The organism is Microbacterium sp. CJ77, from assembly GCF_002911615.1.
Lineage (GTDB): Bacteria > Actinomycetota > Actinomycetes > Actinomycetales > Microbacteriaceae > Microbacterium.
Map to the genome: position 1 here is coordinate 124335 of NZ_PQBR01000022.1, position 14413 is coordinate 138747.

General features: G+C 61.8%; 15 protein-coding genes and 1 other annotated feature. Of the genes, 3 read left to right on the forward strand and 12 right to left on the reverse strand.

Annotated features, from left to right (window positions below):
* Positions 1-68: 68 nt before the first annotated feature.
* The 8 genes from C2868_RS11705 to C2868_RS11740 form a co-directional block, all read right to left on the reverse strand.
* The gene (locus tag C2868_RS11705) at positions 69-932 is read right to left on the reverse strand and encodes an NAD(P)-dependent oxidoreductase (protein ID WP_036300214.1); all 864 of its coding nucleotides are present in this window, start codon (positions 930-932) and stop codon (positions 69-71) included.
* Positions 929-2311 carry a Xaa-Pro peptidase family protein gene (locus tag C2868_RS11710; RefSeq protein WP_036300216.1) on the reverse strand — a complete coding sequence of 461 codons (1383 nt, stop codon included), beginning with the start codon at positions 2309-2311 and terminating at the stop codon, positions 929-931. The genes C2868_RS11705 and C2868_RS11710 overlap by 4 nt, the downstream gene beginning before the upstream one ends.
* Complete coding sequence (locus C2868_RS11715; RefSeq protein WP_051513789.1) at positions 2311-2697, reverse strand: RidA family protein; 387 nt, start codon at positions 2695-2697, stop codon at positions 2311-2313. Before C2868_RS11715 ends, C2868_RS11710 begins: the two co-directional genes overlap by 1 nt.
* 125 nt (positions 2698-2822) lie before the next feature.
* Positions 2823-3515, reverse strand: coding sequence for a helix-turn-helix domain-containing protein (locus C2868_RS11720; RefSeq protein WP_051513791.1), 693 nt, complete (start codon positions 3513-3515; stop codon positions 2823-2825).
* A gap of 124 nt (positions 3516-3639) precedes the next feature.
* Positions 3640-3831 (reverse strand): integrase core domain-containing protein, encoded by a 192-nt coding sequence (locus C2868_RS11725; protein WP_157811269.1) that lies wholly within the window; start codon positions 3829-3831, stop codon positions 3640-3642.
* Entirely contained in the window at positions 3828-4970 is a 1143-nt protein-coding gene (locus tag C2868_RS11730; RefSeq protein ID WP_219811478.1) for a transposase, read from the reverse strand. The genes C2868_RS11725 and C2868_RS11730 overlap by 4 nt, the downstream gene beginning before the upstream one ends.
* A gap of 198 nt (positions 4971-5168) precedes the next feature.
* Entirely contained in the window at positions 5169-5909 is a 741-nt protein-coding gene (locus C2868_RS11735; RefSeq protein WP_100813226.1) for an IS3 family transposase, read from the reverse strand.
* Positions 5817-5944: a sequence feature (AL1L pseudoknot), on the reverse strand. Its footprint overlaps the gene before it by 93 nt.
* The gene (locus tag C2868_RS11740) at positions 5903-6238 is read right to left on the reverse strand and encodes a transposase (RefSeq protein WP_081766483.1); all 336 of its coding nucleotides are present in this window, start codon (positions 6236-6238) and stop codon (positions 5903-5905) included. It overlaps the preceding feature by 42 nt. Before C2868_RS11740 ends, C2868_RS11735 begins: the two co-directional genes overlap by 7 nt.
* Before the next feature lie 181 nt (positions 6239-6419).
* On the opposite strand from C2868_RS11740, the gene C2868_RS11745 reads away from it, so the two are divergent.
* Positions 6420-7103: an enoyl-CoA hydratase/isomerase family protein gene (locus C2868_RS11745; RefSeq protein WP_069696851.1), complete on the forward strand. Its 684-nt coding sequence runs from the start codon at positions 6420-6422 to the stop codon at positions 7101-7103.
* A 73-nt stretch (positions 7104-7176) separates the two neighbouring features.
* On the opposite strand, the gene C2868_RS11750 is transcribed toward C2868_RS11745, so the two are convergent.
* Together C2868_RS11750 and C2868_RS17460 are read right to left on the reverse strand one after the other, a co-directional pair.
* Positions 7177-7773 (reverse strand): flavin reductase family protein, encoded by a 597-nt coding sequence (locus tag C2868_RS11750; protein ID WP_373457229.1) that lies wholly within the window; start codon positions 7771-7773, stop codon positions 7177-7179.
* 718 nt (positions 7774-8491) lie between these two features.
* Complete coding sequence (locus tag C2868_RS17460; protein WP_036299415.1) at positions 8492-8698, reverse strand: hypothetical protein; 207 nt, start codon at positions 8696-8698, stop codon at positions 8492-8494.
* 181 nt (positions 8699-8879) lie between these two features.
* Between C2868_RS17460 and C2868_RS17830 the strand changes: the two genes are divergently transcribed.
* Positions 8880-9206: a hypothetical protein gene (locus C2868_RS17830; RefSeq protein WP_036299416.1), complete on the forward strand. Its 327-nt coding sequence runs from the start codon at positions 8880-8882 to the stop codon at positions 9204-9206.
* Between the two features lie 323 nt (positions 9207-9529).
* Here the strand turns inward: C2868_RS17830 and C2868_RS11765 are convergent, their stop codons facing one another.
* Positions 9530-10729 carry an acyl-CoA dehydrogenase family protein gene (locus tag C2868_RS11765; RefSeq protein WP_103663396.1) on the reverse strand — a complete coding sequence of 400 codons (1200 nt, stop codon included), beginning with the start codon at positions 10727-10729 and terminating at the stop codon, positions 9530-9532.
* A 728-nt stretch (positions 10730-11457) separates the two neighbouring features.
* The gene (locus C2868_RS11770) at positions 11458-12729 is read right to left on the reverse strand and encodes a sulfonamide monooxygenase SulX (protein WP_103663397.1); all 1272 of its coding nucleotides are present in this window, start codon (positions 12727-12729) and stop codon (positions 11458-11460) included.
* A gap of 924 nt (positions 12730-13653) precedes the next feature.
* Here C2868_RS11770 and C2868_RS11775 point away from each other — a divergent pair.
* On the forward strand, positions 13654-14214 hold the full coding sequence (locus tag C2868_RS11775; protein WP_036299422.1) for a YceI family protein: 561 nt from the start codon (positions 13654-13656) through the stop codon (positions 14212-14214).
* The last annotated feature ends 199 nt before the right edge of the window (positions 14215-14413 follow it).

A 14413-nucleotide genomic window follows, 5' to 3' on the forward strand; every position in this document is an offset into this window, starting at 1 on the left:
ATCTCTCCTTTGATTGGACGACTGCTCCCTGACATCCGGGAGCATCCCTCTGCAATTCGGGTAACGCATCACAGTAGGTTTCGTCTCGTGACTTCTGCGATAGCGCCCCAGTCGGATGTCGCGAGCTCAGGATCGGCTAGGGCTCGTTCGAAGACCGAGAACAGGGCGGGCATCGTGGCGGGCTTCACGCCGCCGGCCTCGGCGAGGTCTCGAGCCAGGCCGAGGTCTTTGTACCCGAGCGCCATCGAAAAGGCCGGCGGCGTGTGTCTGTGCGCGGCGATCTCTCGCCCGTACTCTGTGTAGGCCACGCCGGCGAAGAGGCTGCTAGTGAGCAACTCGACGAACACTGAGGGATCGACGCCGCGCCTTTCGACCATCGTGACCGATTCGCCTAGAGCCTGCAACACGTGGATGAGGTTGTAATTGACCGCGACCTTGACCGCATTCGCGTCGGAGGGGACTTGCCCGATCCGCCAGACTCGTTTGCCTATCTGATTCAGATGAGGCAACACCGCGTCGATGTGGTCGCTGGCACCCGCGGCGAGCAGGTGCAGCTGCCCTGCGGCTGCCGCGGACGGGCGACCGAGAACGGGGCTGGACACATATCCCGCGCCGGCCGCGGCGAATCTTCCCGTGAGTTGGTCAGCCGCTGTCGGGCTGATCGAGGCCAGATTCACATGGATGCGGCCCGTTCTTGTCGTTCCATCGTTCAGAACCTCTTCTGCAGCCTGATCGTTGGCGAGCATGCTGAAGGATATATCTGCAGCGAGCGCCTCAGACGGCGTCGCCACCGGCACAGCACCGATGGCCACGAGATCTGCGAGGGGGCCGGGGGATCTGTTCCAGACCAACACACTGTTTCCTGCGGCGATGAGTCGAGCCGCGATCTTTGACCCCATCGCGCCGACTCCGAGAAAACCGAGAGTCGTCACGACTGACCGCGTCCCCATGTCGTGTTCAGGTGCGACTGACTATCACGATTGGTGTTGAGTGGACCATCGATCGTGTAGTACTGACGGCCGGCGACGATGAGCTCCTCCGCAGGGAACTTGGTGATGACTTCGCATCCATCGGCGGTGACGACAAGCTCCTCCTCGATCCGCGCGGCTCCCCACCCATCCGCTGAAGGCCAGTAGGTCTCCAGCGCAAACACCATGCCCTCCTCGATCGTCTCTGGATGATCGAACGAGGTCAACCGTGAGAAGATTGGCTTCTCCCAGATCGACAGCCCTACGCCATGCCCGTACTGCAAGGCGAAGGCTTCCATCTCGTTGGCGAAGCCGAACTCCTGTGCCTCGGGCCACACTGCCACGATGTCGGCCGTCGTCGCCCCTGGCTTCACGAGGGCGATCGCGCGGTCCATATACTCCCGAGCACGTGTGTAGGCGTCGCGCTGCTTGCTTGAGGCGGAGCCCACAGCGAATGTGCGGTAGTAACACGTGCGGTAGCCGTTCCAACTGTGCAGGATGTCGAAGAACGCCGGGTCGCCGGGCCTGATGAGCCTGTCCGAGAAGACGTGCGGATGCGGCGAGCAGCGCTCACCCGAGATTGCGTTGACTCCCTCGACGTACTCCGAGCCAAGGTCATAAAGCGTCTTTGCGACCACCCCGACGGCCTCGTTCTCCCTCACGCCAGGACGTAGGAACCGGTGTAGCTCCTCGTATGCGGCATCGACCATCGATGCAGCCTGGGTGAGCAAGCGAATCTCGTCGGGTGTTTTGATGCGCCGCGCCTCCATGAACACCTGCTGGCCGTCGACGACCTCGATGCCCTCCTTCTGCAGGGCGATCAGCACAGGAAGCTCGATCACGTCGACCCCGAGGGGCGCGTGGGCGAGTCCGAACTTCTCGAGTTCGCGCTTGATCTTCTTTGCCAGATCGGTCGCCATCTCGGCGTCCGGCGGGAAGGCGCCTCGCAGCGTCGAAAGACCCGCTCGTGCGCCTGACTCCAGTCGTGGCCGCTTGGCGCCCTCGTGGGGCGCGTGTGGGTCCGCGTCCATTTCGGATGTCGTTACGTCCAACCAGGGGTTGTACAGTGCGTGGTGCTTGGCCGCCGAACCGAAGTCCCACACGATCGGATCGGTGTTACGGGTGAGTAGGGCGAACCGGATCAACTTGTCCATCGCCCACGTGCCGATATGCGTCGCGCTCATATAGCGGATGTTCGAGAAGTCGAAGGCCAAGACTGCGCCCAAATCGGATCGATTGAGTTGCTCCTTCAGCCTTCTTAAGCGCGCATCCCGTAGTCGCTCGAAGTCAACACGCGCTTCCCAGTCGACCGCATTGGTTCCTGTTGTTCCGGTGTTCTTCATCAGATTGCAGCGATCGCGTCAATCTCGATGGAGGCGCCCTTGAAGAGCGAGTACACCCCGATCACGGTGCTCGCAGACGGCTCGTCGACTCTGACAACCCGGTCGCGCGTGTCCCGCCAGATCCCCAGCTTCTCCTGATCCAGTTCGGTGATGTAGACATTGACGCGGACGAGGTCATCGAATGACGCACCGCCCGCCTTGAGAGCGCGTTCGAGCTCAAGGTAGGTGAGTTCGATCGCGCGCGCGAAGTCCGCGGGCACCGAGCCGTCCTCTTCGAAGCCCACCGCGCCCGATACGAATAGCAAGTCCCCGGCGCTGACCTTGACACTGTCGGCGATACCCGGGATGACGGGCGCTGGATTGTGAGTGATTCGTCCGTTGGCCATGTCCACTCCTCAGAAGGTGAGAGGGAGGACCGTCCGCCGCGTCGACGTACTCGAGAGCTCCCTAGATCTGTTCAGTCAGAACGATCATACATGGATCCAATTGTGAAGTGGTACTCAAATCCCCCTCAGGCCCGCGGTGGGATTATCGTGTCGTCCTGGCGCAGAACCTGACGCACGGATTGCAGTCGATTGATGTGCGCGGGTGCCGGCTGCCCGTCGAACTGTAGAGGACTCTCGCCCAGCGGCCCTGTCACGAACCAGATCCCACGAGCCGCCCGGTCCGTGTCGTTGCGGTACAGGTGCGGACGGTGCGAGTCGAAGCATATTGAGTCACCCACATGCAATGTGAACGAGTCGAAATCGAGGAGGAGCGTCAACTCACCCTCTATCAGATACCCGTACTCGGTCCCAGAATGTCGCATGAGCTTGCCTTCGGCTGAACTGGATGCACCCGGCTCATACGTCATAATCAGCGGATCGACCCCACGGTGCCCGGCATTCGCGAGTCGCTCCCAGGTGACACCGTTTTCCATCTCGATGGTGGGATTCGCCTCTGCGCGTTGTACTCCGAGGCGCTGAATCTCCCGCAGCGCAGCGGTCGGCGCGGCATCCGACGGGACGATCCCCAGCAGCTCGTCCAGGGATACGTTGAGGTGCGACACAAGTGCGTACAGCGTCGTGACGGAAGGATGGATCTTCCCAGTTTCTACTTGCGAGAGCATGCTCGGGGAGACCCCTATCGCTGAGGCAACCGCACGCAGACTCAGCTTCTGCTCTTCACGTGTTGCGCGGAGTCGTCGGCCCAGTTGCTCCTTCATGTCTCCTCCTCCATCTCTGGTCGGTTCGATCACAGGTGCGGAAGACGGAAGGTATTGAGTGTCGCTTCCGGACTTCGGCGGTTCGGGCTGGTTGGCGGTGTCCACACTCTGAATCGCCCCGGGTTTAGTGGAGGGCGAGTTCTCCCAGCGCCGGCTGGTGCTGGGAGTTGATCTCACGGTAGTACTCGTTCTCTTTCTCGATGGGTGTGAGGTATCCGATCGAGGAGTGCAGTCGGTTCTCGTTGAACCAGTGCACCCAGGACAGCGTGGCCAGTTCCAGGTCGTCGGCGCTGCGGAACGGGCCGTCGATCTTCACGCACTCGGTCTTGTAGAGGCCGACGACGCTCTCGGCGAGGGCGTTGATGCTCCTATATCTGTCAAGCCGCGATTTGGAGGGGTGGTCGGGCTTCGCGGATGGGGCGCATCGCGGCCCAGAGTTCGCGGGCGAGAAGACGTTTCAGACACCGGATGATCTCGGACTTCGTCTTTCCTTCCGGTGATCCGGCGGGCGACGTAGGCCTTAGTGGGTTCGTGGTGCTGCATGCGAACGATGACGACACGGTAGAGTGCGGCGTTTGCTTGCCGGTGACCGCCCCGATTGAGCCGGTGTCGGGTGGTCATCCCTGACGATGCAGGGATCGGGGCGACACCGCAGAGCCGGGCGAACGCGGCCTCCGAACGGATCCGTTCCGGATTGTCGCCGGCAACGATCAGCATCTCGGCCGCGGTGTCAGGACCGACCGCAAAGGCTTTCGCGAGGTCGGGAGCGATCTGCGCGGTCAGCTCTGCCAGGAGCTTCTCATGCCCGGAGATCTCGGCATCCAGTACTTCCCAGCGACGGGCGATCGATCGTAACGTGTGCTTGGTCGACGCGATGATTGTGGTCACCTGGCCCGGACGAAGCGCCGCGCAGCGATGGATGAGCGCCATCTTCGATAGCGGTTGCAGCTCCTGACGCAGATCGTCGGGGGCGTTCACGATGACCTGCTTGAGGCTGATCATCGCGGATGTTCTCGCCTTGACGGCGACGTCCTTGGCGACCTTGATCTGACGGATCATCTCCACTGTTCCATCGGCTGACTTCGGGATGGCCGTCGCCAGGCCCGCGAGGACTGCCCTGGCTGCGTTCTCGGCATCGATGGTGTCGGACTTGCCTCGTAGTCGCCTGTCGCGACGGTCCGTTCTCATCACCTCCAGCGTCCCGATTCCACGACGGCGCACTGCGCCGGCCAGGCCTGCACCATAGGAACCGGTGCCTTCGATCCCGAAGGTGAGTTTCCCGCCGAACGATTCGCCCCAGTCGATCAGCTGGCCGTAGCCACCGGAATCCGCCGCGAAAGATCGGCGATCCAGGACCGCGCCGAGCTCATCGATCGCGACGGCGACGTGGACGTGTTTGTGAGTGTCGACGCCGACAACGACTCGACGGTGAGAGGGGACTTGCTGCATGCTCATAGTGCTCGCTCCAACCAGATCAGGACAGGGTGAGTGACACTGGCCGGTCGGGTGGACGGGACTGTGATGGGACTGTTGCGATCAGGCTCCTATGAGGTCACGCCCGCCCGGCCAGCACCACGAGGGTGATGCGCCTCCTGACGGACGACAGATCAACAGCAAGGACACCCAGACTTCGAGGTCAGTCGTCAGCAAGAGTCAGGCCGCCAGGAGGTACTCGACACTCTCACAGTCGTAGCTGTCACCGACGGTCCCGATCGACGCGATCGCGCCGACTTCCGCGAGCCGCTCCGTGTAGCGCAACGCGGTGTATTGAGTCCCGGCGTCCGAGTGTTGAATGACGCCGGTGACGTCCTCGCCAGCGCGGTCTCGGATCCACAACGCCATCTCCAGGGCGTCCAGGGGCAGGTCGGTGGGCATCTTCGACATCGTCCTCCAGCCCACGATGCGGCGGGAGAACACGTCGGTGACGAACGCGGTGAACGCCATACCCGACCACGTCGGAACATATGTGAAGTCGACCACCCAGAGCTCGTTGGGCCGGGCCGCGTGAAACTCGCGCCTCACGTGATCTTCCGCCCGCGGCGCCGAGGTATCGGGGCGGGTGGTGATGAACTGCTTACCCCGGCGGATGCCGCGCAGGCCCTGCCGGCGCATGAGACGCTCGACAGTGCAGCGGGCGACGACGATGCCTTCTCGGCGCAGCAGCCGCCAGATCTTGCGGGCGCCGCTGATTCCGCGGCCGAGCTTGCGGTCCCAGAACACCCGCTCGATCTGCACCACCAGCTCGGCGTCGGAGACCGCTCTTGCCGAGACTGACCTCTTCTTGAATGCGTAGTAACCCGACGGGGCGATCTTGACCCCGTGCTCAGTGAGCACGCGGCAGATCGGCTCGACCCCGAACCGGTCACGATGATCATCGATGAACTGAACTACCACGGCAGTCGCGGGTCGAGCTCCCGCGCGAAGAAACTCGACGCCGCCAACAGGATCTCGTTCGCCCGCTTCAGCTCACGGTTCTCCGCCTCCAACGCCTTGATGCGCTGGCCGTCATCCGACGTCGTCCCCGGGCGATCACCCGCGTCGATTTGAGCCTGCTTGACCCATCCGCGCAGTGTGTCCGGGTTGACCCCGACGCGCTGCCCGATCCGGATCACTGCCTGATTCACAGACAACTCCGGATCCTCCTTACGCGCCTCCTGCACGAGCCTCATCGCTCGCTCCCGCAACTCCGGCGGATACTTCCTCAAAGCTGGCATAGTCCTCATCCTCTCGGGATTTCAGACCCTCCACGACACCCGGGGCGATTCACTCCGAGAATAGCGTCCTGCTGTCGTAGAACTGTCCAGGCGTTCAGTGTTCCTTGACGCACCGAACGCCTTCTGCGAGGCTGGACGGGCTACTGGGCGCGTTGCGTGGCCCGGAGGAATCTCATCGAAGGAGAGACTAATGACTGACGATGTTCGCATTGCGACCGTGGAAATCGCGGGCCCCGGGCGGAATCTTCTCAATCCCGAGGTGCTCCAGAGCATCGAGGACCAACTAATCGCTGCGGCAAATGACGCGGCGGTGGCCGGCATCATACTGACCGGAGCCGGCGACGATGCGTTCTGCGGCGGCCTTGATGTGCCGGCGATCAAGGCCGGCGCTGATCCCGTTCCCTTTTACCAGGGCTTGATCCGCGTGCTCAAGCTGCTGCCGACCTTGCCGAAGCCCGTTGCCGCAGCCGTGAACGGAGACGCTCTGGCGGGCGGCGCAGGATTCGTTGCTGCCGTTGACTATGTCGTCTCCGTCCCGGACGCGAAGATCGGCTCTTACGAAGTCAGCGTCGGAGTATGGCCGATCGTCGCTCAAGTCGCCCTCATCAAGAGGCTTGGGGCCCGTGCTGCGATCGAGAACATCGCCAGCGGCGAGCCGTTCACGGCGGAACGCGCGCGGGAGGTCGGGTTGGTCAATGCGCTCGCACCTGCTGACAGGGTCATCCAGGCAACCGAGGACTGGCTTCGATTGGTCGCCCGCGGCGGTGCCACGGTTGCCGGCGGGCGCCCGTCTGTCTATCAGGTCGAAGAGATGGCCTATGGCGATGCACTGGACGCGGCGCTGCACAGCATCACTGCGGCCTACGCCAAGTAGCACACACGTTTCAGGCGGTGGACGAGCTTTCGTCCACCGCCTGAAACGTGGGTGCTACCGGTCAATCCTGATTTCAGATAATTGCTGAGCGCTCTCCGACCTGGTGCCAGCTTCGGTTCATGAAGACGAGTCCTTCGCGCTCCGGTTGCTGATCGAGTTCTGCCGCCGTGTAGTTCGACTCGATCGCCTGTGCGATCACGATGGTCGATCCGCTCGCCTCCAGCCGATTCACCACCCGCGCGCGGATCCACGTGCGAACCGCATCAAACACCACTTCCCCGGTTGGGAGGCGGGACCAGATGGTCGAGTCCGCGAATCGGTCGATTCCGCTCGTCGCGCCAAGTTTGGCGATCTCGATGCTGTCTGGGCCGATGAAGTGGACGACGACAGTATTGGCATCTTTCAGGATGCGCGCACTCGAGGACGACGATGACACGGAGAAGATTAGCAGCGGCGGATCGGCGCTCATAGAGGCGACCGATGTGGCCGTGAGGGCGACTGGGCCGGTTCCTGCGTCTGCCGTTACGACGGTCACGCCAGCAGGATGCCGACGGAAGATCGCCCGGAAATCGTCTGCGGAGAGCGTGTCCAGGACCAGAGCGCCACCCCCACTGCTCGACTCCTGCGCGTGCTTCGGGGTAGGGCTTTCTGACGTCATGACTTCTACCATCCTTGGTGTGTGTCCAGCCGGTTCTCGTATGTGCCATCGCAGCGAACACTTTATTGTGACTTCTCACATCCGGGCCTTGTGTCCAGCCAGCATTTCAAGACCGGCTCGTCGCAGCGACCTGTGTTTATTCTGACTTACTTTTTATCGGAAGTCCAGCCTTGTGCGCGGGGTTGAGTTTGACGAATCACCGAGTCAGGTCGCTGTGAGGGCCGTCCCTCCCGCTAGTCGCCGGACTGTTGATCTGACCGATCAGGATGGTGTCGGCGACGATTACTCGGGGCTTGTCGACGCGAGTCCGGTTGGGGCCGGCTGTCTACGCAGGGGCGGTCCCGTCACGAACCGCGGTGCCCAGATCATCGGCGTCCACACGGGAGAACCTGGGTGTCCCTTAGCGTCGGGCGACGACGTGAAACGGGGCGCCCCATGACTCTCCGCCCGATAGCGAGCGCCTCTGCCCTGCGGGTGACGATGCGTCATAGACACCACGAAGACCTACCAGCCGGGGCCGCTCCCGCGAACAGGACACACTCGATGTCGTCTTGGCTGCGCCCGACCGCCTCGAGGCAGTCAACCCCACACGCGAAGCAATTGCGTTCGCCGCCGCATGGAAAGCACCCGAAGCCAGGAGAGTCGGAAGCCGTTTCTGCGCCAGGCCGTCCCCGCGCGCCCGCAAGGCTGGATCAGCTGGAACGATCGCCGACCGCTTGCGCGAAGCGCGTTAGCGCCACTCCCACCACACAGTGGGAAGTGCCTCGAGCGCCGCGACGGCCTCGTACGACCAGGAGCCGGCAAGGTCGAGCGTGGCGCCGGTCGCTTCGTGCTCGCGCAGTTCGAGGAGTTCAGCGTCGAGAATCGAGGGATCTTCACCCCGGCGACGCGCTCGATCCCTCGTCGATCCGCGCGAGCAGGGAGACGGGTGCTGCATCCGTCCGCTATCCGAGCAGGAGGTAGGACATCGTCATCGCACCAGTTCGCTATCCGGTGCCCGGCATCTTGCCAGGCTCGTCCGGGTCGGACGAGAGGTCAATGGCATCTACCTCAAGGTACTCACCGACAAGACTGGTTCGCTCATCGCCGCGGCTGCGCAATCGGGTCTGATTTTCGCGATGGGCCCGGCAGAGCTCGAACGGCCGGTCGTCGTGTTTGGGGAGAAGGACGGGGTCGCGTTCCAGCTGCTCGACGGCTCGAAAACATGGTCGTGGACGCGAATTCATCGCTCGCCCTGCCGAGCGATGATCTGGTTCGCGCGAGAGAACAGCGAGTCGCCGGTGAGGATCGCGACGTTGTTGGCCCTCGCGCGCGTCGACCGCCTCGTCAAAGAGGTGGGCGTCACCGACCGAATTGCCGACGCCGCGAGCCGCTACCTCTATGAAGCCGTCGGCAAGCGGGTGCGGCCGGCGTTGGCGCTCATCACCGCAGCTGGACGATGTTGAGTATCGATGTCATCGAGGACGCGACAGCACTCGAGATGATGCACCTCGGTTCGCTGTACCACCACGATGTGAAGGATGCCCCTGACAAAATGCCGTGCGGTACCCAGTGCGCACGCAGTTTGGCCCGCCTTCACCAGCGATGCGAGTTCGCTGGATCGCTATGCGGTGAGTGTGCGGGCGAAGAGACCCCAGTCCGGCGAGGAGAAGCGATTACTGCTTTGGACGTCTCCCTTCTCGTTCGGCCATATGGATCCAAATGCCGATTGTTGGGGGAGGGGCTGGTTCGGGATCGAAGTGGCTCCCATCCCGAACCAGCCGGGGGCTCAAACCAGAGGCGTAACGGAATCCCCATCTTCGCGGCCGAGAAGGGCCTTCCCGTAAAGCTCGTAACCGAGCGCCGGAAGAACGAACGCGTGCCGTGACGCGACTGCCTGGTCACGCCAAAGGCGCTGCAACGGGTTCACTTCCGCGAAAGCTCCCGACCCGTGCGCGGTGAGCAACATCTCAATGGCGCGAGCGGTGTGCTCGACGATCCAGCCCACGTACGCACGATTTCGAGCTCGGGTCAAGTAGTCCGGATAGACGCCCTGAGCAGCGGGGATGTCGATCTCGTCAGTGGCGCGGTGGGCGAACCCTTCCGCAGCTTCCAGCAGCAGCGCGGCCTTGGCGATGTCGAGTTGGAATGCGATCGAGTCACTCTGTCGCTCGAAGCTTGTGTATGCGATGGCTTTCGAGTCTGCCTTCGAGATCACCCTCTCTAGCACGGCACGGCCCATGCCGAGCTGCGGGCCGACGAGAATGATGTTCAGCACGGGAATCCACCCCGCCCGGTAGACCGCGGGAGTGTCCTCGGTCGTGCCAGGGTAGGTGCCTCGCAAGGCAGGTTCCCCACGCATCACACGGTGATCGGGAACGAAAACGTCAGTCGCGCTGAGCGCGTTGCTTCCGCTCGAACGCATGCCGGCCACATGCCAGATGTCCTTGAAGCCGAGATCCGAGCGCGGGATCAGCAGTTGCGCGGTGTCAACGAAGTCACCATTCTCGTCGACGAGCTCGGCCCCGAGAATCGCCCACTGCGTGTGCCACGATGCCGAGTTGTAGCTCCACTCCCCGCTGACGAGGTACCCACCATCAACGCGCTGGGTCTTACCGTTTGTGGCTAGGACCACGGAGACCTTTGCGTTGCGATCCTCACCCCACACATCATCCTGCGCCTTCTCGGGATAAAGCGCGGTCAGCCAGTTCGCGATGTTGGTGAGCGCGACGACCCAGGCAGTCCCGCCGTCGCCCTTGCCGACGGCTGCGCCCGCGTCGACCTGCGCACGAGAATCACCTTCATATCCTCCATACTTGGCTGGCTGCGTCACCCGGAAGGCTCCGATTGCCTCGAGGGCATCGATCGACTCCTGCGACACGCGTCGTTCTGCTTCGCCTTGCGCTGCGTTCTTCTCAATCAGCGGGCGGATCTCATCGATCCTCTCCAGGAGGGCGGAGATGTCAGGGGGCAAACTGCTATCGACCATGGAACGGTCTTCCTTTCGCTCTGAAATGGTTAGTGAAGTCTTCTGTAGCTCACTGCAGTGGAACACCGTTCAGCTCGCACCGGGTTCGGACAGGGTCTCGGTTCGCCCTCCCGCGATCTACTGGATATCCGAGGAGGATCGGGGCAGCGTTGTCGGCGCATCGACGCCTCCTTCCTCAACCCTGAGGTCAGGTTCAGCGCACGGATGCACTTTAGTCCTACCTGACGTTTTCACAGCCTGTGTAGTCACAATAAACGAGTGCAAGTTCCGAAAGCAACACTCGGCTTTACAGCCCGCCCCGTTCATGGGTCAGTCGCCGCCGGTTCAAGGCAGCTCATCTCCGAGCTTCCCGAAGCGAGCGGCCTGGTGGTCCTCGCGCCGATCAACATCGCATAGTGGCCGTTAGTCTGGCGCGATTTCGGCAGCAGTTCACCAGGCCGGATCGCCTCGACTGACACCCCTGTGGAGTCACGCGGGTCGCTCTCTGAACCTGTACAGGAGCTTCGACCGCGAAGCCCTGCTGTTCAATCGGCACAAGTGACTGTCGTGACCATTCGAACAGGATGTGTGCTATGCATCGAGATGGAGTGATGACCAATTGCTGGCCCCTGCAATACCGGACCCTCGGTCTGACGCGTGGCCTACCGCTGAGAAACTCAATGGCTGAGGGCACGACCACCGCGTCGACGACCGAAGCGGCGTCCATGCCCTCAGCGGTTGAGCCTTCGCTAAATCGGCATGACGAACTCGTCGATGCCGAGCAGCGACTTCCCGTACGTTTCCTTCGAAACGCCCACGTTCACCGCCGCATGACGGCTTGCCGTTTCCGAGTCCCTCCATACCTGCTGAAGTGGGTTCACCGAGGCAAAGGCGGCCGAACCGATAGCAGTGAGCATTTTATCGATGGACTCTCGACATAGCACCGCTATGGTCGCCGAATCCATCCGAATACGTGCGCGCGTTGCCCGATCGATTTGACCACGATTGGTTACCGCGGCGGCATCGATGTCATAACAAGCTCGCCGCCCAAGCATGCGTGCAGTGTCAATCGCGTTCGCAGCCTCGGCGACCGCAATCTGGTTCGTCGGCGCGTCGCTCCCCTTTGCATACTTTGTGTATGTGACGCCGCGCGTCGGAAGCTTTTCGAGAGCATAATCCAGAGCTGCCTGAGCAAGTCCGATTTGAGCCCCAACGAGCACTAGATTGAAGTTGGGGCCCAAAGGCGTGAGATATTCGAGCTCATCGGTGAACTCGGACGCGTAGTTTCCTTCGACTAGATTGTCATAGCTTTGAGTGCGGTAGTCCGGCGCGAAAACCTCTGTGCCGACGACTGTGTTGCTCCCAGAGCCACGCATTCCTGCGACATACCACGTGTCTTCAAGCGTGACCTCGTCCATCGGAACGAGAGTCGCCATCCGTACCGGTGCGCCATCAATCTCGACGTCGAACCCGAGATTCACCCATTGTGCGTGGAGGGACCCTGACGCGTACGGCCAACGGCCGCTGATTACATAGCCACCGTCAACCTTGCGCGCCGATGCGGTAGGGCCGGCAGCAGGATTCGTTACCCAGGTGATGCGTGCACGCGGATTCGCGCCCCAAATGTCGTCCTGGGCCTCGCGTGAGTAGGTGCCGACGCCCCAGGCGTTTGAGTTGAGCAACGCAAACGCCCAAGCTGTACCCCCATCTCCCCGTGCGATTTCGGCGGTGAGCTCGAACAGCGTTCGAAAATTGCTCTGGAATCCGCCATAGCGACGAGGAGTGCAGACCTGGAAGAGGTCAAGTTCTTCCAGCCCATCGATCACCACTTCGGAGACACGGCGGTCACGATCGCTGTCTGGGGCATGTTCATGGATAAGTGAGTAGAGCGATTGGGCGCGGCCGAGGAGGTCAAGGTTCGGCTGTGAGATTTCTGGAACGAACGAATGCGCACCATCTGACGCCGCAGTAGCCGATTGGACAGATTTCATTTGGATCCCTCTCCTTTGATAGACGACCATGTGTCGGCACCCTCGCCGACATCAGTCCTCATTGATCTCGTTCACTATAAATGATGTCGGCGACAAATGAACATCTTCACGTGCGCCAGATGCGAGAAGGATTCCTTCCGACGCGGACTCCGCCGGCGAGACCTCGTGGGCCGTCCGTGTGAATTTAACCATCGACCGCCCCACAATTGCGCGACGAATCCACCACGCGCGGAGGGCGACCGAATCGAATTGCGAGGATCTGCGTATCGATCCCTCGGATGACCCGATTGGCCGATCATGCGGTGGTTTGAGCGCGAAGAGTCCATCGCCGACCTGTGCAAGACTGCCGTTTGTTGTGCGCGTCAGCACTGCTCAAGCCGGCGATTCCCGACGCTGCTCGCTCCTGAGCGATCAGTTCCGTGCGGCCAGGCGCCGGCCGGATCGGCCGTACAAACAGCCGGATCGCGTCTGCCGCGACAAGGCACACTCGTCGAGCGTGATCCGTAGGCATCTATATGGGCGCAGCATCATCGCCGACACCTCGAACCCTCTCCTCAGCACGGACACCGCACACGCCGCGGACTGAAGGGTGGCCGGCCAGTGAACGACGACGTCGACAACTACATGGCCCGAAACACCGTCGAACGAGGATGAACGAAGACGATAGGCGATGGCGCGAACCCGCGGCCGGTTACGACAAGCTCGCCCCCACTTGCCGCTGCGGGCGCTCTTCTCGGGCCCCATCGCTTTCTGGCTGAAGCGGTTAGGAGACGTGTCTCGATGCGGAATAGCTTGCAAGCCGCACCGTTCAGTGGTTCTTGACAACCAACAGAGTGTTCTGCGAACATAAACAAAATTTGGACGCTGACGTGCTTCGTCCCAGTCGAAGTAGTTGCCTCGCCTGCCCGAGCGGCTCATGTGAGCGCCGCCGTCCCTTCATGGAGAGGAAGATCAATGACGCTGACCAACACCGAGGTTCCTGGCTTTCGCGCAGGTAAGTGGGTTCTCGACCCAACTCACAGCGAAGTAGGCTTCCACGTTCGTCACATGATGGTCTCGAAGGTTCGGGGCGCTTTTGGTGTAAAATCAGCCACTCTGATTGCGTCTGACAATCCCTTGGATTTCGTCCTCCACGCTACGGTCGACGCAGCATCCGTAAATACGAACTTGCAGATCCGCGACGACCATCTTCGATCGGTCGACTTTCTCGACGTCGCACGATTCCCGACGATGGAATTTGTATCAAGCGGCGCTCGAGTGAGCGGTGATGAGTTTCTCGTCGATGGCGAATTGACGATCCGCGATGTGACTCGGTCTATTACATTTCAGGTCGAGCTGGGCGGATTTGGCTATGACACGGACAAGGTGTATCGAGCAGGCGCTTCTGCGAAGACAACCATCGATCGAGAGGATTTTGGCCTGACCTGGAGCGCGACGCTCGAGACAGGTGGGCTTGTGGTTGGGAAAGAAGTGACGATTCTCCTGGAGTTGGAAGGTTTTCTCACCGAAGAGTGACTTGAGTGGGATGTGCTCGCACCCTGCGGATTTCATTCCGGCCAGGTTGGCTTCCAGGGTTACGACGACGTGCCCAGCTACGACCTCGATTCATTCGCTCGAGTGGTTTCGGTGTCCCCCAACACAACGATCAGGTGTGATGATCTTGCGGCCTCCGTCGAGCCAGTACGCCTGGTGCTCGTTGGGCACTCGGTGCCCA

What these genes read in the sequence shown, in the direction of transcription:
- C2868_RS17830 (WP_036299416.1), top strand. Translation starts at nt 8,880, where the DNA reads ATGGGCCCGGCAGAGCTCGAACGGCCGGTCGTCGTGTTTGGGGAGAAG.
- C2868_RS11775 (WP_036299422.1), top strand. Translation starts at nt 13,654, where the DNA reads ATGACGCTGACCAACACCGAGGTTCCTGGCTTTCGCGCAGGTAAGTGG.
- C2868_RS11710 (WP_036300216.1), bottom strand. Translation starts at nt 2,311, where the DNA reads ATGAAGAACACCGGAACAACAGGAACCAATGCGGTCGACTGGGAAGCG.
- C2868_RS11750 (WP_373457229.1), bottom strand. Translation starts at nt 7,773, where the DNA reads ATGGTAGAAGTCATGACGTCAGAAAGCCCTACCCCGAAGCACGCGCAG.
- C2868_RS11745 (WP_069696851.1), top strand. Translation starts at nt 6,420, where the DNA reads ATGACTGACGATGTTCGCATTGCGACCGTGGAAATCGCGGGCCCCGGG.
- C2868_RS11740 (WP_081766483.1), bottom strand. Translation starts at nt 6,238, where the DNA reads ATGAGGACTATGCCAGCTTTGAGGAAGTATCCGCCGGAGTTGCGGGAG.
- C2868_RS11730 (WP_219811478.1), bottom strand. Translation starts at nt 4,970, where the DNA reads ATGAGCATGCAGCAAGTCCCCTCTCACCGTCGAGTCGTTGTCGGCGTC.
- C2868_RS11765 (WP_103663396.1), bottom strand. Translation starts at nt 10,729, where the DNA reads ATGGTCGATAGCAGTTTGCCCCCTGACATCTCCGCCCTCCTGGAGAGG.
- C2868_RS11770 (WP_103663397.1), bottom strand. Translation starts at nt 12,729, where the DNA reads ATGGTCGTCTATCAAAGGAGAGGGATCCAAATGAAATCTGTCCAATCG.
- C2868_RS11715 (WP_051513789.1), bottom strand. Translation starts at nt 2,697, where the DNA reads ATGGCCAACGGACGAATCACTCACAATCCAGCGCCCGTCATCCCGGGT.
- C2868_RS11720 (WP_051513791.1), bottom strand. Translation starts at nt 3,515, where the DNA reads ATGAAGGAGCAACTGGGCCGACGACTCCGCGCAACACGTGAAGAGCAG.
- C2868_RS17460 (WP_036299415.1), bottom strand. Translation starts at nt 8,698, where the DNA reads ATGCAGCACCCGTCTCCCTGCTCGCGCGGATCGACGAGGGATCGAGCG.